At 55.8% G+C, this 20749-nt stretch carries 17 protein-coding genes; 8 read left to right on the plus strand and 9 right to left on the minus strand.

Translation table 11 applies throughout. From position 1 onward, the window contains the following. The first annotated feature begins 61 nt into the window (after positions 1-61). The 3 genes from focA to pflA all read left to right on the plus strand — a co-directional run bounded on the left by focA (position 62) and on the right by pflA (position 4197). A complete protein-coding gene (gene focA, locus ABLU96_RS19660) occupies positions 62-919 on the plus strand; it encodes a formate transporter FocA (RefSeq protein ID WP_004849465.1) in 858 nt (285 codons plus the stop codon). A gap of 51 nt (positions 920-970) precedes the next feature. Then, on the plus strand, positions 971-3253 hold the full coding sequence (gene pflB, locus ABLU96_RS19665; RefSeq protein WP_014228637.1) for a formate C-acetyltransferase: 2283 nt from the start codon (positions 971-973) through the stop codon (positions 3251-3253). Positions 3254-3456: 203 nt separating this feature from the next. Beyond that, the gene (gene pflA / locus ABLU96_RS19670; RefSeq protein WP_004871674.1) at positions 3457-4197 is read left to right on the plus strand and encodes a pyruvate formate lyase 1-activating protein; all 741 of its coding nucleotides are present in this window, start codon (positions 3457-3459) and stop codon (positions 4195-4197) included. Positions 4198-4251: 54 nt separating this feature from the next. Here pflA and ABLU96_RS19675 read toward each other — a convergent pair whose 3' ends face one another. Continuing rightward, entirely contained in the window at positions 4252-5109 is an 858-nt protein-coding gene (locus tag ABLU96_RS19675; protein ID WP_233932892.1) for a MurR/RpiR family transcriptional regulator, read from the minus strand. Positions 5110-5231: 122 nt separating this feature from the next. Between ABLU96_RS19675 and ABLU96_RS19680 the strand changes: the two genes are divergently transcribed. The 5 genes from ABLU96_RS19680 to ABLU96_RS19700 are packed head-to-tail and all read left to right on the plus strand — an operon-like array spanning position 5232 to position 9001. Continuing rightward, on the plus strand, positions 5232-5507 hold the full coding sequence (locus tag ABLU96_RS19680; RefSeq protein WP_014228635.1) for a PTS sugar transporter subunit IIB: 276 nt from the start codon (positions 5232-5234) through the stop codon (positions 5505-5507). A gap of 17 nt (positions 5508-5524) precedes the next feature. Next, positions 5525-6790: a PTS ascorbate transporter subunit IIC gene (locus ABLU96_RS19685; protein WP_014228634.1), complete on the plus strand. Its 1266-nt coding sequence runs from the start codon at positions 5525-5527 to the stop codon at positions 6788-6790. 12 nt (positions 6791-6802) lie between these two features. Beyond that, entirely contained in the window at positions 6803-7600 is a 798-nt protein-coding gene (locus ABLU96_RS19690; RefSeq protein WP_064404645.1) for a transketolase, read from the plus strand. Beyond that, on the plus strand, positions 7600-8511 hold the full coding sequence (locus ABLU96_RS19695; protein WP_025107510.1) for a transketolase C-terminal domain-containing protein: 912 nt from the start codon (positions 7600-7602) through the stop codon (positions 8509-8511). Before ABLU96_RS19690 ends, ABLU96_RS19695 begins: the two co-directional genes overlap by 1 nt. A 52-nt stretch (positions 8512-8563) precedes the next feature. Continuing rightward, complete coding sequence (locus ABLU96_RS19700) at positions 8564-9001, plus strand: PTS sugar transporter subunit IIA (RefSeq protein WP_025107511.1); 438 nt, start codon at positions 8564-8566, stop codon at positions 8999-9001. 39 nt (positions 9002-9040) lie between these two features. Here the strand turns inward: ABLU96_RS19700 and ABLU96_RS19705 are convergent, their stop codons facing one another. From ABLU96_RS19705 to ftsK, 8 genes are all read right to left on the minus strand, one after another. Then, complete coding sequence (locus ABLU96_RS19705; protein ID WP_009653261.1) at positions 9041-10189, minus strand: MFS transporter; 1149 nt, start codon at positions 10187-10189, stop codon at positions 9041-9043. A 274-nt stretch (positions 10190-10463) separates the two neighbouring features. After that, positions 10464-11327 carry a dimethyl sulfoxide reductase anchor subunit family protein gene (locus tag ABLU96_RS19710; protein ID WP_025107512.1) on the minus strand — a complete coding sequence of 288 codons (864 nt, stop codon included), beginning with the start codon at positions 11325-11327 and terminating at the stop codon, positions 10464-10466. A 1-nt stretch (position 11328) separates the two neighbouring features. Next, complete coding sequence (locus tag ABLU96_RS19715) at positions 11329-11946, minus strand: DMSO/selenate family reductase complex B subunit (protein ID WP_009653301.1); 618 nt, start codon at positions 11944-11946, stop codon at positions 11329-11331. Positions 11947-11956: 10 nt separating this feature from the next. Then, positions 11957-14395: a dimethylsulfoxide reductase subunit A gene (gene dmsA, locus ABLU96_RS19720; RefSeq protein ID WP_032720981.1), complete on the minus strand. Its 2439-nt coding sequence runs from the start codon at positions 14393-14395 to the stop codon at positions 11957-11959. Positions 14396-14596: 201 nt separating this feature from the next. Then, positions 14597-15889 carry a serine--tRNA ligase gene (serS, locus tag ABLU96_RS19725; RefSeq protein WP_009653254.1) on the minus strand — a complete coding sequence of 431 codons (1293 nt, stop codon included), beginning with the start codon at positions 15887-15889 and terminating at the stop codon, positions 14597-14599. Positions 15890-15980: 91 nt separating this feature from the next. Continuing rightward, the gene (rarA, locus tag ABLU96_RS19730; RefSeq protein ID WP_004849446.1) at positions 15981-17324 is read right to left on the minus strand and encodes a replication-associated recombination protein RarA; all 1344 of its coding nucleotides are present in this window, start codon (positions 17322-17324) and stop codon (positions 15981-15983) included. Positions 17325-17332: 8 nt separating this feature from the next. After that, the gene (gene lolA / locus ABLU96_RS19735) at positions 17333-17944 is read right to left on the minus strand and encodes an outer membrane lipoprotein chaperone LolA (protein ID WP_004130911.1); all 612 of its coding nucleotides are present in this window, start codon (positions 17942-17944) and stop codon (positions 17333-17335) included. Positions 17945-18065: 121 nt separating this feature from the next. Next, positions 18066-20749: DNA translocase FtsK (ftsK, locus tag ABLU96_RS19740; protein WP_348862738.1), on the minus strand; the 2684-nt coding region annotated here is incomplete at its 5' end.

The following is a 20749-nucleotide window of genomic DNA, read 5'->3' on the forward strand; positions in this document are numbered from 1 at the left end:
ATTCCCTTCTATAATGCTTTGTTAGTATCTCACCGCCAACTTACATAAAGAGAGAGTTAGTGTGAAAGCTGACAACCCTTTTGATCTTTTACTCCCTGCTGCCATGGCGAAAGTCGCCGAAGAAGCGGGTGTCTATAAAGCGACAAAACATCCGATAAAGACGTTTTATCTGGCGATCACCGCAGGTGTCTTCATCTCTATCGCTTTTGTTTTCTATATTACCGCGACAACCGGCACGGCCGGGATGCCATTCGGGGTTGCCAAACTGATTGGAGGCATCTGCTTCTCACTAGGTTTGATTCTCTGCGTTATTTGCGGTGCCGACCTGTTTACCTCAACCGTTCTTATCGTTGTCGCGAAAGCCAGCGGAAGAATCACATGGGGTCAACTGGCGAAAAACTGGCTCAACGTCTATGTTGGTAACCTGATTGGTTGCTTACTCTTTGTATTGCTGATGTGGCTTTCAGGCGAATATATGACTGCCAACGGTCAATGGGGACTTAACGTTCTGCAAACCGCCGACCACAAAATGCACCATACTTTTGTTGAAGCCGTGTGCCTGGGTATCCTGGCAAACCTGATGGTCTGCCTTGCGGTATGGATGAGCTACTCCGGCCGCAGCCTGATGGATAAAGCCATGATTATGGTTTTACCGGTGGCAATGTTTGTTGCCAGCGGGTTTGAGCATAGTATCGCGAACATGTTTATGATCCCGCTGGGTATCGTTATCCGCGACTTTGCAAGCCCGGAATTCTGGACCGCTGTCGGTTCAACTCCGGAAAGTTTCTCTCACCTGACCGTCATGAACTTCATCACTGATAACCTGATTCCGGTAACTATCGGGAACATCATCGGCGGTGGTCTGCTGGTTGGGTTGACATACTGGGTCATTTACCTGCGTGGCGACGACCATCACTAAGGGTTGTTTCAGGCAGTAAATAAAAAATCCACTTAAGAAGGTAGGTGTTACATGTCCGAGCTTAATGAAAAGTTAGCCACAGCCTGGGAAGGTTTTGCGAAAGGTGACTGGCAGAACGAAGTCAACGTCCGCGACTTCATCCAGAAAAACTATACCCCGTACGAAGGTGACGAGTCCTTCCTGGCTGGCGCAACTGACGCGACCACCAAGCTGTGGGACACCGTAATGGAAGGCGTTAAACAGGAAAACCGCACTCACGCGCCTGTTGATTTTGATACTTCCCTTGCATCCACCATCACTTCTCATGACGCTGGCTACATCGAGAAAGGTCTCGAGAAAATCGTTGGTCTGCAGACTGAAGCTCCGCTGAAACGCGCGATTATCCCGTTCGGCGGCATCAAAATGGTAGAAGGTTCCTGCAAAGCGTACAATCGCGAGCTGGACCCGATGCTGAAGAAAATCTTCACTGAATACCGCAAAACTCACAACCAGGGCGTGTTTGACGTTTACACCAAAGACATCCTGAACTGCCGTAAATCTGGCGTTCTGACCGGTCTGCCGGATGCCTATGGCCGTGGTCGTATCATCGGTGACTACCGTCGCGTTGCGCTGTACGGTATCGACTTCCTGATGAAAGACAAATACGCTCAGTTCGTCTCTCTGCAAGAGAAACTGGAAAACGGCGAAGATCTGGAAGGAACTATTCGTCTGCGCGAAGAAATCTCTGAACAGCACCGTGCGCTGGGTCAGATCAAAGAAATGGCGGCAAAATACGGCTGCGATATCTCTGGTCCGGCAACCACCGCTCAGGAAGCTATCCAGTGGACCTACTTCGGCTACCTGGCTGCCGTTAAATCTCAGAACGGCGCGGCAATGTCCTTCGGTCGTACCTCCAGCTTCCTGGACATCTTCATCGAACGTGACCTGAAAGCCGGTAAAATCACCGAGCAAGACGCACAGGAAATGATTGACCACCTGGTCATGAAACTGCGTATGGTTCGTTTCCTGCGTACCCCTGAATATGATGAACTGTTCTCTGGCGACCCGATTTGGGCAACCGAATCTATCGGCGGTATGGGCGTTGACGGCCGTACTCTGGTCACCAAAAACAGCTTCCGTTTCCTGAACACCCTGTACACCATGGGGCCGTCTCCGGAGCCGAACATCACCATTCTGTGGTCTGAAAAACTGCCGCTGAGCTTCAAAAAATACGCCGCGAAAGTGTCCATCGATACCTCTTCTCTGCAGTACGAGAACGATGACCTGATGCGTCCTGACTTCAACAACGATGACTACGCTATCGCTTGCTGCGTAAGCCCGATGGTTGTTGGTAAGCAAATGCAGTTCTTCGGCGCGCGTGCTAACCTGGCGAAAACCATGCTGTACGCAATCAACGGCGGCGTTGATGAAAAACTGAAAATGCAGGTTGGTCCTAAATCTGAACCGATCAAAGGCGACGTTCTGAACTTCGACGAAGTGATGGACCGCATGGATCACTTCATGGACTGGCTGGCTAAACAGTACGTCACTGCGCTGAACATCATCCACTACATGCACGACAAGTACAGCTACGAAGCTTCCCTGATGGCGCTGCACGACCGTGATGTTATCCGCACCATGGCATGTGGTATCGCAGGTCTGTCCGTTGCGGCTGACTCCCTGTCTGCAATCAAATATGCGAAAGTTAAACCGATTCGTGACGAAAACGGTCTGGCTGTCGACTTCGAAATCGAAGGCGAATACCCGCAGTTTGGTAACAACGACTCTCGCGTCGATGATATGGCCGTTGACCTGGTTGAACGTTTCATGAAGAAAATTCAGAAACTGCACACCTACCGCAACGCTATCCCGACTCAGTCCGTTCTGACCATCACCTCTAACGTTGTGTATGGTAAGAAAACCGGTAACACCCCTGACGGTCGTCGCGCTGGCGCTCCGTTCGGACCAGGCGCTAACCCGATGCACGGCCGTGACCAGAAAGGTGCTGTTGCCTCTCTGACCTCCGTTGCGAAACTGCCGTTTGCTTACGCGAAAGATGGTATTTCTTACACCTTCTCTATCGTGCCGAACGCGCTGGGTAAAGACGACGAAGTTCGTAAAACTAACCTCGCCGGCCTGATGGATGGTTACTTCCACCACGAAGCGTCCATCGAAGGCGGTCAGCATCTGAACGTCAACGTTATGAACCGCGAAATGCTGCTCGACGCGATGGAAAACCCGGAAAAATATCCGCAGCTGACCATCCGCGTATCCGGCTATGCAGTACGTTTTAACTCCCTGACGAAAGAACAGCAGCAGGACGTTATTACTCGTACCTTCACTCAGACCATGTAATGGTATTGACTGAAATCGTACAGTAAAAAGCGTACAATAAAGGCTCCACGCAAGTGGGGCCTTTTTAGCAATATCATCCTGCCCCAGTCTCTTTTGTCTGCTGTCTATACTTTATGGATAACAGCCAAAACAGACTCGACATAGCCTTTGAGCTGTGCATCTACATAGGCCCCGGATGGGCCAAATTCGGAGATATCACCGCAATGTCAACAATTGGTCGCATTCACTCCTTTGAATCCTGTGGCACCGTCGATGGCCCGGGGATCCGCTTTATCACCTTCTTCCAGGGCTGCCTGATGCGCTGCCTCTATTGCCACAACCGCGATACCTGGGATACCCACGGCGGCAAAGAGATTACCGTTGAAGAGCTGATGAAAGAGGTGGTGACCTATCGCCACTTTATGAACGCTTCCGGCGGCGGCGTGACGGCATCCGGCGGCGAGGCTATCCTGCAGGCCGAATTTGTTCGCGACTGGTTCCGAGCCTGTAAGAAAGAAGGTATTCATACCTGTCTCGATACCAACGGCTTTGTGCGCCGCTACGACCCGGTTATTGATGAACTGCTGGAAGTCACCGATCTGGTGATGCTCGACCTCAAGCAAATGAATGATGAAATTCACCAGAATCTGGTAGGCGTCTCTAACCATCGGACGCTGGAGTTTGCCCGTTACCTGTCAAACAAAAACATCAACGTCTGGATCCGCTACGTTGTGGTTCCGGGCTGGTCCGACGATGATGATTCCGCGCATCGCCTGGGCGAGTTTACTCGTGACATGGGCAACGTCGAGAAAATCGAACTGCTGCCGTACCACGAGCTGGGCAAGCACAAATGGGTAGCCATGGGCGAAGAGTACAAGCTGGACGGCGTCCATCCGCCCAAGAAAGAGACCATGGAACGCGTGAAGGGCATTCTGGAACAGTACGGTCATAAAGTGATGTACTAAAATCCCCGCCCGGTAGAGATTGCGCTACCGGGTGTTTCCCCAACAAAATCAGCGTCAGGACATAAAATATTCCGACAGCTTATTCGTCACGCTCTCAATCGAGAAAATGCGCTTCTGATGCGCTTTTCGGTATTCCGCATAGCGTTCATCCTGCTCTTCCAGCGCGCTGAGGATCCGGTCGGCCACCATCATTGCGCCGGCGATTTCCGCAAATCCCGACTCCCCTTCCCCCTGTAAAGCCACCGCCGCCTGAAGATTCCAGTCAGATAAACGGGCCAGCGGCGCAAACGTCCCGCGGGTCACCGATAAAATTTTAACGCCCTGCTGCTTTGCCAGCGACAGGGCCTGCATCATATCCGCCGATGCCTGTTCGCTGTGAACGACGATGATGCCGGTTTTTTGACTGTCAGCCAGCAGCGGCATCGCCGCCGGATAGGAGCGATCGATAAAGCTGGCCGCCTTACCCATATTGATTAAATTCATCTGCAGGAACAACGCCACCGGCACCGCCGTGCCCACGGCATAAATAGCAATGCTGTTCAGGGTGTTAAGCCAGTCGGCCGCGGCTTTCAGCTCCTGGTTATCGACAATGGCATTACTGTCGCGAATGCTCGCCAGCACCGGCGCAATCTCTTCGCTCTCGTTGATACCGTGGTCTTCCGAGCGCGCGGCACCCTGCTCCATCGCCAGCGCGGTTCTGAAATCCGAGAAACCTTTAAAACCAAAGGCCCGACAAAAACGGGTGATACTCCCCTCACTGGTATCAATGGAGTCGGCCAGTTCTGAAATCGTGTGACGCATCACAAAGTCAGGATTTTCCGTAATAAAACGGCCAACTTTCTCCAGTATCGGGCTTAGCCCTGAAGCTCCGTTTCTTATTCTTATCAACAAGTTATTGTCTATCTGGCTCATGTTTTGCCTTATTTGCTCAAAATGCAAACACAGTCACATCTTTCGTCCTGCCGCAAAGATAATAATTATTATCTCACACAAATAAATAAAAATAATTATTTTTACAAACAGGAGAACATCGAATGAAAGGTCTCATAGTCTGTCGTACCGGTATGGGCAGCTCCTTAATGCTCAAAATCAAAGCACAAAAAATCATCGACAAGCACGGCTGGAATATCGAGCTGGAGCATGACGTCCTCTCAGGGTTACGCACCTGGCGAGATATTGATTTTGTCATCACTATGCGCGATCTCACCGACGAAGTCGAAGCCGCCGGATTCAGAGCGGTCGGCATCACCGACCTGATGAACAGTGAAGAGATGGAGTCTGCGCTCACCGATATCGTTCAAAGCAACTAACCTCTCCCGGAGGCAATATGGATTTCCTCAGATTTATTGTATTCGACATTCTGGGCGTAACCCCACTTTTAGTTGGCTTTATTGCATTAATCGGCCTGTTAATCCAACGCAAGCCGATTGAAAAAGTCCTTTCCGGCACCTTCAAAACCATCGTCGGCTTCCTGGTTTTTGCCGGCGGCGCCGGTCTGGCAGTCACTTCCCTGGGTAACTTTCAGACCTTGTTCAGCGATGGATTTGGCCTGAAGGGCGTCATGCCGCTGGCAGAAGCGCTAACCGGACTGGCGCAAACCAAATTTGCCATGTGCGTGTCGCTGATCATGGTGATTGGTTTTGGCTGGAACCTGTTTTTTGCCCGCGTGACGCCGTTTAAATACATCTTTCTTACCGGGCAACATAATCTTTATCTCTCCGCGCTGCTTACCGTAACGCTGAAGGCGCTGGGCTACAGCGACATGACGACCATCATTGTCGGCTCCGTGCTGCTGGGTCTTGCCGCCTGCCTCTATCCGGCCATTGCGCAGCCGTGGATGCGAAAAATTACCGGTAATGATGAGATAGCGATGGGGCACTACGTCACCCTGGCCTACGCCGCCTCCGGCTGGATTGGCGCAAAGGTCGGCGATCCGAAACAATCCACCGAAAAGCTGAATCTTCCCGGCTGGCTGGGGATCTTTAAAGATTACATCGTCTCGGTGTCGATCTCGGTGAGCATCTTCTACTACATCGCCGCGCTCGCTGCCGGAAAAGCCGCGGTCACCGCAGCGGCAGGCGGGATGCACTGGCTGGTTTACCCGCTCTTTCAGTCGCTGACCTTTACCGCTTCGCTGTACATCATCATTACCGGCGTACGCCTGCTGCTGTCAGAAATTGTTCCGGCCTTCCTCGGCATCTCGGAGAAGTTTATTCCTAACGCCAAACCCGCGCTCGACTGCCCGGTGGTCTTCCCCTACGCCCCGACCGCCACCGTGCTGGGGTTTATCTCTTCGTTTGTCGGCGGGCTGGTGGTGATGGGCTTTCTGGCGATCCTTGGCCAAACCGTGATTATCCCGGTAGCCATTCCCTACTTCTTCATTGGTGCGACCGCAGCGGTATTTGGTAATGCCTCCGGCGGCTGGAAAGGCGCGATTGCCGGAAGCTTTATCACCGGGATCCTGATCGGCATCGGCCCGGCGCTGATTTACCCAATTATGGAATCCGTCGGTCTTTCAGGCACCAGCTTCCCGGAAACCGACTTCGTCGCTCTGGGTCTGGTCGTGTACTACATCGGTAAAATGCTGCCCTAAGAAGGAATGAACATGAACATTGATGAATTGAAATCCCACGCGCTTGCCGCCCGCCGCGAGATCGTCACCATGATTTACGAGTCCGGAATTGGCCATCCGGGCGGGGCGCTGTCGATAATCGACGTGCTTACCTGGCTCTATTACCAGGAAGCCAATCTGGCCGCCTTCCCCCGCTCGCGCGTGGTGATGAGTAAAGGCCACGCCGTCGCCGCGCAGTACGCCATGCTGTATCAACAAGGCAAGATCGAGCGCAGCGAGTTCAATACGTTCCGACAGATCAACTCGCGCCTGCAGGGGCACCCGAGCATTAAGTCGCTGCCGGAAGTCGATGCGACAACCGGACTGCTTGGCCAGGGGCTATCGATTGCTTTTGGTATGGCGGCCGCCAAAAAGCGGCGCAACGATCCGCACCGGGTATTTGCCATCGTTGGCGACGGCGAAATGCATGAAGGCCAAATCTGGGAAACCTTACAGCAGGCCGGGCATATGAAAATGGATAATCTGGTCGCCATCATCGATTACAACGGCTTCTCTTCCCACGATCCGGTCAATGACGTCATTAATCTCGAGCCGCTGGCGGACAAAATCCGCAGCTTTGGCTGGCATGTACTGGAACTGCACAACGGCAATGATATGCATCAGGTTGCCGATACCCTGATGCTATCCCGTCACCTGAAAGGTAAACCTGTCGCCATCGTGGCGCGCACCACCAAAGGTTCCGGCGTCAGCTATATGGAAAACAACGGCGACTGGCACTCAAAAACCCCGAGCAAAGAACAATTTCAGCAGGCGATGGAGGAGTTACAGTGATGAAAGCACCCCGTGATGAGATCGGGCATGCCCTGATTGCGCTAAAAGAAAAGGGCTATCCCGTTGTTGTTATCGACAGCGATTTAGCCAGCTCTACCCGTACCGACCAGTTTCAGGCCGTCTATCCTGAGGCCTTTTTCGAAATGGGCATTGCGGAAGGTTCCGCCATGAGCTTCGCGGTCGGCCAGGCGCTGGAGGGCTTTATGCCCTTCTATGTTAACTTTGCGATGTTCGTCACCGGCACCGCCTGGACCCAGCTGCGGCAGGCCTGCTATGCCAAAGCCAATATTAAACTCGTCGGTAGCCACCCCGGTATGGATGATGGCCCGGACGGCGCTTCGCACCATGCGCTGGAGGATTTAGCGCTGACCCGCGTCCTTCCGGGATTAACCGTCCTGACCCCGGCAGATGCGGAAGAAATCGCCGAGGCTTTCGAGCAGGCGGCAAAAATAAAGGGACCCGTTTATATTCGCGTGGCGCGCGAGCCGATGCCGGTTCGCGACAAAAGCGTCGTTCCCCGGGTCAGCGATATCGCCGCCATCGCCGACAGCGGCACGGATTTTGCGATTCTGTTTGAAGGAACGGTACTGGAACAGGCTACCGACGGCTATGAAAAGCTGCTCGCCAGCGGCAAAAAGGGCAAGCTTATTCACGTTGCAACCGTCAAACCCTTCAACCAGCAGGCGTTTTATCGGCTGGTCGAAGGCTGCCCGCTTATCGCTACGCTTGAAAATCACACCGTCAACGGCGGCCTCGGCGGCCTGATCGCGGAAACCCTGGCGCAAAAGGCACATCCGGCGCGCCTTACGCGTCTGGGAACGCAGGACACATTTACCGAATCGGGTAATAGCAGGCAGCTAAAAGCGAAATATGGCATCTCGGGAGACGCGCTGTTTAACGCGCTACGCTAACCACCAGGCGAGCCGGTCAGTTGGCGGTCGGCTCGCGCTTAAGGGAACGTTTATGGAAGAGAGGCTATTTTCCGCCTGTCAGTTCACCAGCGACTGCCTGAGCTGGCGCAGCGCCGTTCATCTCGCCTGCCGCCCGCTTGAGGAGCAGGGAAAAATCACCGGGGGCTATGCCAGGGCTATTATCAGCGCCACGGAGCAGGATGGCCCCTGGTATATATTGAGCCCGGCGTTTGCGCTACCGCACGCGCGTCCGGAAGCCGGCGTGCTGAGCAGAAACAGCGCGCTTTCGCTGCTTTGCTGTAGCGAGGCCGTTGATTTTCCGGAGCATCCCGGCATTCGGCTGATAGTCGTACTGGCGGCGGCCGATAGTGAACAGCATATCCAGACTATCCAGCGGTTAGTCTGCTGGCTGGATGAGGGGGAAAGACTTCAGCGATACAGCACGGTGCAAAACCGGGCACAGTTTATTGCGCTTCTTGCGTCGCATTAATCTATAGCCAGGGTCGTACCCTGGCTATGTTCTGAAAAATCAGGCGTGCGCCACCGGCGTAGGATGGTGCCCCGCTTTGCGCAGCAGCGTCAGCAGGTAGATGAATGACACGCTGGCAATCATGATAAACAACAGATTGTCAGAGAAGTTCTGCATCAGCATGGCGGTCAGCGTCGGCCCAAGCAGGCTGCCCACGGTATAGCTCATTAACAGCGCCTGGTTCATCGCCACCAGCTGATGACGCTCAACTTTTTCGCAGGCCCAGGCCATAGCCACCGGATAGAGCGTAAAGCCGGAAGCGCCCAGCACGAACAGCGCGGGCGCCATTGCGGCCTGGCTTAACATCGCCAGACAGCCGAGAATCACCACAAACACCTGAACGCGCAGGACCAGCAGACGGCCGTAGCGATCGGCGAGCCGGCCAATCGGCCACTGCCCCACGATACCCGCGCTCACCATCACCGCCATCCAGAAGCCGATGCCGGAATCGCTAACGCCCTGGTGGTTGAGCCACAGCGGCATCAGGCCATACAGCGAACCGAGCACAATGCCGGAAATAATGCAGCCGTTGACGCCATGACGGGCCTGACGCAGCCTTAACATTGGCCAGATACGCGCCGGTTCGTGCGGCTCATCGGCCTGAGTCGCCACGCGAGCAAACAGCAGCGGCAGAATGGCCGCCAGCGCCAGCGCCGTCACCCACGGCAGAACGCTCATCAGATCCGTCGGCAGCTTGCTGACCATTAACTGGCCCAGCACCGTGCCGACGTAATAAATCATCATATACGCCGCCAGCAGGCGACCCCGGCTCCGCGAAGTGCCGCTACAGACCAGCGCGCTCTCCACCACCACCCAAATCATCGCGCAGCCGACGCCGGCGATAAAGCGCCAGCTGAACCAGCTCCAGAAGCCCAGCGTAATACCAAGACCCACGCAGCCCACGGCAAAAATAACCGATGCCAGGTAATAGCTGCGGTTAAAGCCCAGACGCTTAATTACCCATCCGGCAAGCAATGTTCCCACCAGATTACCGGTAAAATAGGACGAGCCCACCATCCCGACCTGCCAGGTCGGCATATTTTCATGGGCGAGCCAAAGCGGGACGAGCGTATTTAAAACCGCTATCGCCAGGGTCAACAAAAGCAGGCCACAGAGCAGCATTTGCACTGGCCGGGTGTAGATGGTCATGGATATAAACCGTGATGGAGTTCAGATTTCGTGCGCATCATGCCACTGCTGCAAACATTGTCAATCCGCCTGAAATCAGGCGTGACGCGGTTTGCGGGGGAACGATAGAAGTTTTTTATCCAGCGGATCGACAACAGAATAGTTATTTATATTATTCCATTGTTTTTATTAATTTATTGGAAAATAGCGGTGGGAATATCGGTAGAAATATTTCATGAATCGACCGCACTTTTTATCGCGCCAGAATAAGGGTTTCTGGCGCGATAAAGGGCGATTAGCTGGCGATTGCCATTCCAACGGTCATATGCAGGCCGTAGAAGACGCCGCGGCCGATCGTCTCACCGATCAGCACCAGCACAAAAGCCAGCCCCAGCATCGGCAGCGCAGGCTGGTAGCCTTTGAGCTGGGGGGCAATCCAGCAGACCAGCGCCAACGCCAGCGCAACCAGGCGCCACGCCATCAGCGAGCCGTAGGCCGGCACCAGCGCCGAGGCCTGCTGAATAGAGCTATGGATTGTCGCCAGCTCGCTGCCTTGCATCAGCACCACGATGGCGCTAATCACCAGCGCCAGCAGGGTCACCGCCGGCAGCAGGCGCATCGCCCAGCCGTTGACATCGGCAACGCGCAGCAGCAGATATCCCAGCAGCGGACCACCGATAAACATCGTCAGGAAGAAGCTAAGCGGCGTCCAGACCGTATACCAGGTGGGTACCGTATCAATAGTGTTATAGACGCGGACCATCATCCAGACGAAGATAATCCCCAGCACCATGGTAATGACCAGCCAGAGATGACGCAGCCCCGCCGGTAGCTTATTGACCACCGCCAGCAGCCAGCCAATGCCGCCAACGGCGAAGAAAAGCGCCCCGCTGGCGATTTCGTTACTGAGCGACGAGGCGCCTACGCGATTAAGCGAGTTAAACGCGCGCATGGGCGACCCAAGATGCAGGGTTGAGGCAATAAAGCCCACGCCCATCAGCACCCACAGGCCAAACATGCTCCACACGACGCGCTGTTGCTGTTCACGCGATAAGTCGCCTTTCATTAGCGCCAGAGCCAGCACAATAAAGCCGCCCACCACGCACTGACCAAAGACCGTGAAAACAATCAGCGGCCATTCATGCCATCCACTCCCCATCTCACACCTCCTTCGGGTTGGCCAGGTAGCCGGTGGTATCTCCACACGGTCGGCTGTTGGCGTTAGGTTTAATCACGATACTCGGTTTAGTGAAGTGGGCCGAAGGCAGCGGCGCAACGGCGGCCAGCTGGCCGTGTTTTTGGCGCAGCTCTTCAATCGGGCCGAAATCTAACGCGCGCAGCGGGCAAGATTCCACGCAAATCGGCTTTTTGCCGTCGGCGACGCGCTCGTGGCAGCCGTCGCATTTGGTCATATGACCTTTTGTCGCATTGTACTGCGGCGCGCCGTACGGGCAGGCCATATGGCAATAGCGACAGCCGATACAGACATCTTCATCGACAACGACAAAGCCATCTTCACGTTTATGCATCGCCCCGCTCGGGCAAACTTTGGTGCAGGCCGGATCCTCACAATGGTTGCAGGCAATAGAGAGGTAATAGGCAAAGACGTTTTGCTGCCAGACGCCGTTATCCTCCTGCCAGTCGCCGCCGGCGTATTCGTAGATACGACGGAAGCTCACTTCCGGCGTGAGGTTTTTATAGTCTTTACAAGCCAGTTCGCAGGTTTTGCAACCGGTGCAACGGGCGGAATCAATAAAAAATCCATATTGAGTTGTCATCGGTTACTCCTTACAGCTTTTCAACCTGGACGAGGTTGCTATGCGATGGATTGCCTTTCGCCAGCGGCGACGGGCGTTGGGTGGTCAGCACGTTAATGCAGCCAGCCTGATCCACGCGGCCTGCGTCCGGGTTATACCAGGCCCCCTCACCCAGCGCGACCACGCCCGGTATCATGCGCGGGGTCACTTTGGCCTCGATATGCACTTCACCGCGATCGTTAAAAATGCGGATCCGATCGCCATTGGCGATACCGCGCTTCTGTGCATCAAGCGGGTTGATCCACATCTCCTGACGGCAGGCGGCTTTCAGTACGTCAACGTTGCCGTAGGTGGAGTGTGTGCGGGCTTTATAGTGAAAACCGGTCAGCTGCAGCGGATACTTTTTCGCCAGCGGATCGTCATAGTTTTCAAACCCAGGGCTGTATATCGGCAGCGGGTCGATAACATCCTCTTCTTTCAGCTCCCAGGTCGCGGCAATTTCCGCCAGCTGCGCAGAGTAGATTTCAATTTTCCCTGACGGCGTCGTGAGCGGATTGGCGGCGGGATCTTCGCGGAAAGCTTTATAGGCAACGTGGTGGCCTTCCGGATCGCGCTGTTTGAAGATTCCCTGCTTGCGGAATTCATCAAACGGCAGCAGCGCCGGGATCGCTTTACGGGATTGCTCATAGAGGTGACGCAGCCACTCTTCCTGAGTGCGGCCTTCGGTGAAACGTTGCTCAACGCCCATGCGCTTCGCCAGCTCCGTGGTCATCTCATAGATGGTTTTGCATTCAAAACGCGGCTTGATGGCCCGATCGGCAAAAATCACGTAGGACATGTTGCCGCAGGAGGCATCGAGGGCAAAATCCATCTGCTCCGAAGCCGTACAGTCCGGCAGCAGAATATCGGCATATTTCGCCGAGGAGGTCATATGGCAATCAATGACCACAATCATCTCGCACTTCTTGTCATCCTGAAGGATGTCATGGGTACGGTTAATCTCTGAATGCTGGTTGACCAGGCAGTTACCGGCATAGTTCCAGACCATTTTAATAGGCACGTCGAGCTTATCTTTGCCGCGCACGCCGTCGCGCAGCGCGGTCATTTCCGTCCCGCGCTCAATCGCATCGGTCCACATAAACATGGAAATACTGGTTTCCACCGGATTATCCAGCGTCGGCATACGTTCAAAAGGCAGGGAGTAAGAACCTTCACGCGCGCCGGTATTGCCGCCGTTAATCCCGACGTTGCCGGTTAAGATTGCCAGCATGGAAATCGCGCGGGAAACCAGCTCACCGTTGGCATGACGCTGTGGGCCCCAGCCCTGAGAAATATAGGCAGGTTTAGCGCTGGCGATTTCGCGCGCCAGCTGCACGATACGCGCCTGGGGAATGCCGGTAATCGTCGACGCCCACTCAGGGGTCTTCGCGATACCGTCTTTGCCCTGACCGAGAATATAGGCCTTATAGTGGCCATTGGCCGGCGCCCCTTCCGGCAGCGTTTTCTCGTCATAGCCTACGCAGTACTTGTCGAGGAAAGGCTGGTCAACGAGGTTCTCGTTAATCATCACCCACGCCAGCGCGGAGACCAGCGCAGCATCGGTTCCCGGGCGGATAGGGATCCACTCGTCTTCGCGTCCGGCGCCGGTGTCGGTATAGCGTGGATCGATAATAATCAGCCTGGCGTTGGATTTCTCCCGCGCCTGTTCCAGGTAGTAGGTCACTCCGCCGCCGCTCATGCGGGTTTCCCCGGGGTTATTGCCAAACAGCACCACCAGCTTGCTGTTTTCGATATCCGACGGGCTATTGCCATCGGCCCAGCCGCCGTAGGTGTAGTTCAGTCCCGCGGCAATTTGTGCGGTGGAGTAGTCGCCATAATGGTTGAGATAGCCGCCGCAGCAGTTCATCAGGCGGGCAATCAGAGTTTTCCCCGGTGGCCATGAGCGAGTCAAGGTTCCGCCGAGGGTTCCCGTTCCGTAGTTCAGATAGATGGACTCATTACCGTACTCTTTTATCAGGCGCTGCATATTGCTGGCGATAGTATCGAACGCTTCTTCCCAGCTGATTTGCTCGAATTTGCCCTCGCCGCGTTTGCCCACGCGCTTCATCGGATATTTCAGGCGGTCCGGGTTGTAGACGCGTCGACGCATCGAGCGGCCGCGCAGACAGGCGCGAACCTGATGCAGACCGTCGTAGCTATCGTCGCCGGTATTGTCCGTTTCAACATATTTTATCTCACCACCCACCACATGCATCCGCAGCGGGCAGCGGCTGCCGCAGTTCACCGTACAGGCGCTCCAGGTGACCGTTTCGCTGGCGGGGTTGAGGTTGTCTGCGGCTTGGGCAATGCGCGTGAAGGGTAAGGTAAAAGCGCTGCTGGCCATCGCCAGCCCGCCAATCGCCGTGGTTTTCATTAAACCACGCCGGCTCACCTCAGCAGCCAGTAAAGCATCGGAGGTTTTGGTTTTCATAGATACTCGCTTTGGTTGCTCACAATTAACTTAATGCCGTTATATAGTTATATATACAACGTCATTAACCTTTGTTAGTTTTTTATCCTGTTTAATCCAAAGGGAGTATCTTCGTAATCGCGAAGGCGATTATTGCCCGGTATCAAGAAGGGGGTAAAAAAAAAAGCGCCCGCAGGCGCTTTTGAGAAGAGCGTTGAAAAATCAGCCGATAAATTCAAGGCCGCGCATATACGGGCGCAGAACTTCCGGGATCTCGATGCGACCATCCGCCTGCTGATAGTTTTCCATCACCGCCACCAGCGTACGTCCAACCGCCAGGCCAGAACCGTTCAGCGTGTGTACGAGGCGAGTTTTCTTGTCAGATTTGCTGCGGCAGCGTGCCTGCATGCGACGCGCCTGGAAATCCCAGACGTTGGAGCAGGAAGAGATCTCACGATAGGTATTCTGCGCCGGCACCCACACTTCCAGATCGTAGGTTTTGCATGCGCTGAAACCCATATCGCCCGTGCACAGAGCCACTTTACGATACGGCAGACCCAGCAGCTGCAGCACTTTCTCGGCGTGGCCGGTCATCTCTTCCAGCGCCGCCATGGAATCTTCCGGACGTACAATCTGCACCATCTCGACTTTGTCGAACTGGTGCATACGGATCAGACCGCGGGTATCGCGGCCGTAAGATCCGGCTTCAGAGCGGAAGCACGGCGTATGCGCGGTCATTTTGATCGGCAGATCGTCTTCATCAATGATTTCATCGCGAACCAGGTTGGTCAGCGGAACTTCCGCCGTCGGGATCAGCGCGTAGTTGCTGCTGTCGGCTTCTTCTTCCAGCGGACGGGTATGGAACAGGTCGCCGGCGAATTTCGGCAGCTGACCGGTACCGTACAACGTGTCCTGGTTAACCAGATACGGGACGTAGTTTTCGCTGTAGCCGTGCTGTTCGGTATGCAGATCCAGCATAAACTGCGCCAGCGCGCGGTGCAGGCGTGCCAGCTGGCCCTTCATGACCACAAAGCGAGAACCGGTCAGCTTCACGGCGGCGGCAAAATCCAGCCCTCCGTGCATTTCGCCCAGCGTGACGTGATCGCGAACGTCAAAATCGAACTCGCGCGGGGTTCCCCAGCGGCTGACTTCAACGTTGTCGTTTTCGTCGCGACCGGCCGGAACGTCGTCGTGCGGGATATTAGGGATAGCCAGCGCGATATCGCGGATCTCCGCCAGCAGCGCGTCCAGCTCGGTCTTAGCGGCATCAAGCTGCTCGCCGAGTTTGTTCACTTCCAGGCGTAATGGCTCAATATCTTCCCCGCGCGCTTTCGCCTGGCCAATGGATTTCGATCGGGAGTTGCGCTCCGCCTGCAGGTTTTCAGTTTGAACCTGCAGAACTTTACGACGCTCTTCCAGAGCGCGAAGTTTATCTACATCCAGCTTAAAGCCCCGGCGTGCCAGTTTTTCTGCGACTGCGTCTGGCTCGGTACGCAGCAGATTGGGATCGAGCATGCTTATCCTGTGCTTATCGAATTAATAAAAGAAAAATGGCCGCAGAGCGCGACCACGGAAATAGTGTGACAACCTTACCGCAACGCCTCAATTATCGGTAGCGTTTTATCGGGCTATTTTGATCCTGTTCGGTTAACCAGGCGAGCTTTTCGCCTATTTTGCCCTCCAGCCCCCGGTTTGTCGGCTTATAATAGCGCGTTTGCGCCATTTCCTGCGGGAAGTACTGCTCCCCGGCGGCATAAGCATTCGGTTCATCGTGAGCATAGCGATACTCTTGCCCGTAGCCCATCTCTTTCATCAGCTTCGTTGGGGCATTGCGCAAATGAACCGGGACGTCGTAATCGGGACGTTCGCGGGCGTCGGCCATTGCCGCTTTAAACGCGGTGTAAACCGCGTTGCTTTTGGGCGCACAGGCAAGATAGACAATGGCCTGAGCAATCGCCCGTTCGCCTTCCGCCGGTCCGACACGGGTAAAGCAGTCCCAGGCGGAGATCGCAACCTGCATCGCGCGCGGATCGGCGTTGCCGACATCTTCCGAGGCAATCGCCAGGCAGCGGCGGGCAACGTAGAGCGGATCGCCGCCGGCGGTAATAATCCGCGCGTACCAGTAGAGGGCGGCGTCCGGGGCGCTGCCGCGAACCGATTTGTGCAGCGCGGAGATTAAATCGTAAAAGCGATCGCCTTTGTTGTCGAAACGCGCGCTGCGCTCACCGGCAATTTCAGTCAGCAGCTCAACTTTCAGCACGCGATTGCCGGAGGCGTCGGCTTCGGCCATATCGGCCATCATTTCCAGCGTATTCAGCGCCCGGCGCGCATCGCCGTTGACAAGGTCGGCGATGGCCTTGCGCGTCTCGTCCGGCAGGACGATATTTTGCCCGCCGTAGCCGCGCGTTTTGTCGCTCATCGCCTGGTTGAGCACCTGCTCGATGTCGTCGCTGGTCAGCGACTTCAGCAGATAAACGCGCGCGCGGGATAACAGCGCGGAATTGAGTTCAAAGGAGGGATTTTCCGTCGTCGCGCCGATAAAGGTGATGGTCCCGTCTTCAATATGCGGCAGAAAGGCGTCCTGCTGGCTTTTATTGAAACGGTGCACTTCGTCGACAAACAGGATCGTGCGGCGACCCGCGTTGCGGTTTTGGCGCGCGCGTTCAATGGCCTCGCGGATCTCTTTCACCCCGGAGGTCACAGCTGAAATACGTTCAACGTCGGCGCTGGCGTAGCGCGCAATCACTTCGGCCAGGGTGGTTTTTCCTGTCCCGGGCGGTCCCCAGAGAATCATCGAGTGTAGATGCCCGGCTTCAATCGCCCTCGGTAAGGGTTTACCCGGCGCCAGCAGGTGCTGCTGGCCAATGTACTGCGCTAAATTTTCTGGCCGCATACGGGCGGCCAGAGGTTGAAACGCGTTATCGGAAAAATCGAGCGACAGGTTGCTCACGTTCGCCTCTATTTACGTTGATCGTCCACCGTAACCCCTTGCGGCGGCGTAAAGGTGAACTTAGATGCATCCACGGCACCATTTTGTTGCGATTTCAGCTGATAGCTGCTGCGTTGATCGTCCTGTTCCACGGCGCTAAACTGATGAATCGTACCGTCGCGACCCACGTTGATGGTGAACTGCTTCAGATTACCGCTGCCGTTTTTCGGCGTCAGAACAAAATCGTCACCGTTCTGCTTAATGTTGTAGTTCTGCCAGTCGCTGGCCTGATTGCGGGCAATCAGCATAAACGGCGTGTTGCTGGTCGCATCTTTCAGCCAGGTAGCGGTAGCCTGCTCAACAAACGGGTTGTAAAACCACAGCGTTTTGCCGTCGGAAACCAGCACGCTTTCATCCGGCTGGGTCATATGCCAGTTGAACAGATTAGGCCGCTTGACCCACAGGTCCCCCTGCCCGTCCTGCACGGCATTACCACTGCCGTCCGTCACTTTCTGCGTAAAGCTGGAGTGGAAGCTGCTCACTTTATCAAGGCGGCTTTTTAAATCGCTGGCGGCATCCGCCCATACCTGACTGACGACAAAACTGGACAGTAATGCACAGGTGATTGCGAGTTTTTTCATTGTTATTCCTTAATGTGCGTCACTCCCGACGCGGGAGCCTGGTCTGCTGCTAATGTAGAACGGCCAACGGCCGTAAAACAGCAGAACAGGCTGATTTTCACTTATTTACCCAACTTTGCGGTTACTCAAAAGGCGGCGGCGCCAGCACTTCACGGTTACCGTTATGCCCCTGCTCGCTCACGATCCCCTGAGCTTCCATTTGCTCAATGATACGCGCGGCGCGGTTATAGCCAATGCGGAACTGACGCTGTACCCCAGATATGGAGGCTTTGCGTTTTTCCGTCACAAAGTTGACGGCCTGATCGAACAGCGGATCGAGCTCTTCACCGCCCTCGTAGCCACCGCCGCCGCCTTCGCTTTCGCTATCGGAGGTAATGCCATCGACATACTGCGGACGCCCGCGCGCCTTCCAGTCCTGAACGACGGCGTGAACTTCCTCGTCGCGTACAAAAGCGCCGTGGACGCGCACAGGGATCGTCGAGTTAGGCGCGGAGTAGAGCATATCGCCCATTCCCAGCAGTGATTCCGCACCGCCCTGGTCAAGGATAGTACGTGAGTCAATTTTACTCGATACGGTAAAGGCGATACGCGTCGGGATGTTGGCTTTAATCAGGCCGGTGATAACGTCAACCGACGGTCGCTGGGTCGCCAGCACCAGGTGGATCCCCGCGGCGCGCGCTTTCTGCGCCAGGCGCGCAATCAGCTCTTCCACTTTCTTGCCGACGGTCATCATCAGGTCGGCAAACTCGTCGACCAGCACCACGATGTAAGGCTCTTTTTTCAGTACCGGATGCGTCGCATCCATACTGTCGCCAGGCTTCCAGTAAGGATCCGGAATGGGCCGTCCCATACGTGCGGCTTCAGCAATCTTCTCGTTATAACCCGCGAGATTACGTACGCCCAGCGCAGACATGAGTTTATACCGGCGCTCCATCTCGTTGACGCTCCAGCGCAAAGCATTGGCCGCGTCTTTCATATCCGTCACGACTTCCGTTAACAGATGCGGTATTCCCTCATAGACCGACAGCTCGAGCATTTTCGGGTCAATCATGATGAATTTCACGTCTTCCGGCTGCGCTTTATAGAGCATGCTGAGGATCATGGCGTTGACCCCAACGGATTTACCGGAACCGGTGGTACCCGCTACCAGCAGGTGCGGCATCTTCGCCAGATCGGCAGTGACAGGTTCGCCCGCAATGTCTTTCCCGAGGACCACCGTGAGCGGTGAAGGATTATCGCGGAATTTCGCATTATCCAGCACTTCGCGCAGGTAAACGGTCTGGCGCTTTTTGTTAGGCAGCTCCAGGCCAACGTAGGGTTTACCCGGAATCACTTCCACCACGCGAACCGCCGCAGTGGACAGAGAACGGGCCAGATCGCGCGACAGGTTGGAAATGCGCGCCGCTTTCACGCCCGGCGCCAGGTTAAGCTCAAAGCGGGTAATAACCGGGCCAGGTGAGTAGTTCACCACATCGGCTTTAATGCGGAAATCGGCCAGACGAGCTTCAACCAGACGCGCCATTTGCTCAAGCGCAAAGGTATCGATCGGCTCAACTTCAGCCGGTGGCGGCGTGAGCAGGTCAAGCGAGGGCAGCAGCGTTGTCGGCTTCTGTAACGGGCGACTGTCGCCATTGCGCATCAACAGCGGGTGAATGAGACTTTCCTGCGGCTGCGGGATCGGCTGCTGCGGAGCCTGCTGCTGCGGATAGCTGCCAGGAGCCTGCTGCGGCATCGGCTGATGGTGAACCGGCTGCTGCGGCGCGGGTTGATAAGACTGCTGCTGCGCATGTTGCGGCGGCTGAGGCATCTGCTGGTGCGGCATCGGCTGCTGTACGGGCTGCGAATGCTGGGCCGGCTGCTGATTCTGCGGGGCAGGCTGCTGTACTTCCGGCAACGGCGTGAAGACAGGCTCGCTCGGCGTATCATCAACTAACGTTTTCATTGGCGAGAATTCATAATCCGCCGCAGAGAACGGATGCGATCCCGGCGGCTGCTCGCTGGCGTAGCGCTGCTGCTGGGAAGCGGCAAACTGACGGGCAAGTTCGGCTTCAGCGGCAGAATCCTCGTCTACATCAGCCTCTTCCGCAGCGTAGCTATCGCCATAGCGCTGATTTTGCGCAGCCGCGAACTGACGCGCCAGCTCACCCTGCTCAAGCTCTGCAACTTCCTCGTCCGTCAGCGCATCGTCATCATAGTGCTGATGCTCTGCCTGACGCGCACGTTCTTCAGCCAACCGCTGCGAAGGCAACTTAATGCCATAGGAAGCCAGCTCACGGCGCGTGGGCACGCGAACGCGGTTTGGACGCGGCAATTTCGGGCCTATGCCCTCTTTTACCTGCGCACGCGGGCCGCCCGACACCGGGCTAAACAGCGGCGCGGCGCTGGATGCGGCAGATGCGACGGAGGCCGCCCCGGTGGCCTGATGGACGCCAGACGCCAGCGCGCTCACCGCGGCAACATCAGCCGCCGGAGCAGGCGGAGGCGAGATCGGTTTTGTCGCAACCGGACTGACCGGCTCCGGAATCGGCTGATACCATGCGGCAAGCTGCTCGCGTTCACGCGCGCGTTTCTCTTCCACTTCTTCGAAGTAGTACATCGGCGGACGCTGAGGCTTCACCTCCTCTTGCGGAGGCTCAGGCTCAACGGAGGCGGCGTAAGGCTCAGGCTGCTGTACCGGGGCCTGTTCCGGCTGGTACGCATGCTGCGGCTGGTAAGCCGGTTCCGGCTGATACGCTGGCTGCTGTACCGGCGCCTGTTCCGGCTGGTACGCATGCTGCGGCTGGTAAGCCGGTTCCGGCTGATATG

The organism is Klebsiella sp. CN_Kp106 (assembly GCF_040064575.1).
In the GTDB taxonomy this organism is placed as follows: Bacteria; Pseudomonadota; Gammaproteobacteria; order Enterobacterales; family Enterobacteriaceae; genus Klebsiella; species Klebsiella michiganensis.

Bases quoted from the DNA above. Each gene is read 5' to 3' on its own strand.
- ABLU96_RS19705 (WP_009653261.1), bottom strand. From the start codon at position 10,189: ATGACCATCTACACCCGGCCAGTGCAAATGCTGCTCTGTGGCCTGCTT.
- lolA (WP_004130911.1), bottom strand. From the start codon at position 17,944: ATGAAAAAACTCGCAATCACCTGTGCATTACTGTCCAGTTTTGTCGTC.
- dmsA (WP_032720981.1), bottom strand. From the start codon at position 14,395: ATGAAAACCAAAACCTCCGATGCTTTACTGGCTGCTGAGGTGAGCCGG.
- ABLU96_RS19700 (WP_025107511.1), top strand. From the start codon at position 8,564: ATGGAAGAGAGGCTATTTTCCGCCTGTCAGTTCACCAGCGACTGCCTG.
- ABLU96_RS19675 (WP_233932892.1), bottom strand. From the start codon at position 5,109: ATGAGCCAGATAGACAATAACTTGTTGATAAGAATAAGAAACGGAGCT.
- ABLU96_RS19680 (WP_014228635.1), top strand. From the start codon at position 5,232: ATGAAAGGTCTCATAGTCTGTCGTACCGGTATGGGCAGCTCCTTAATG.
- ABLU96_RS19685 (WP_014228634.1), top strand. From the start codon at position 5,525: ATGGATTTCCTCAGATTTATTGTATTCGACATTCTGGGCGTAACCCCA.
- pflA (WP_004871674.1), top strand. From the start codon at position 3,457: ATGTCAACAATTGGTCGCATTCACTCCTTTGAATCCTGTGGCACCGTC.
- ABLU96_RS19715 (WP_009653301.1), bottom strand. From the start codon at position 11,946: ATGACAACTCAATATGGATTTTTTATTGATTCCGCCCGTTGCACCGGT.
- ABLU96_RS19690 (WP_064404645.1), top strand. From the start codon at position 6,803: ATGAACATTGATGAATTGAAATCCCACGCGCTTGCCGCCCGCCGCGAG.
- ABLU96_RS19695 (WP_025107510.1), top strand. From the start codon at position 7,600: ATGAAAGCACCCCGTGATGAGATCGGGCATGCCCTGATTGCGCTAAAA.
- ABLU96_RS19710 (WP_025107512.1), bottom strand. From the start codon at position 11,327: ATGGGGAGTGGATGGCATGAATGGCCGCTGATTGTTTTCACGGTCTTT.
- pflB (WP_014228637.1), top strand. From the start codon at position 971: ATGTCCGAGCTTAATGAAAAGTTAGCCACAGCCTGGGAAGGTTTTGCG.
- serS (WP_009653254.1), bottom strand. From the start codon at position 15,889: ATGCTCGATCCCAATCTGCTGCGTACCGAGCCAGACGCAGTCGCAGAA.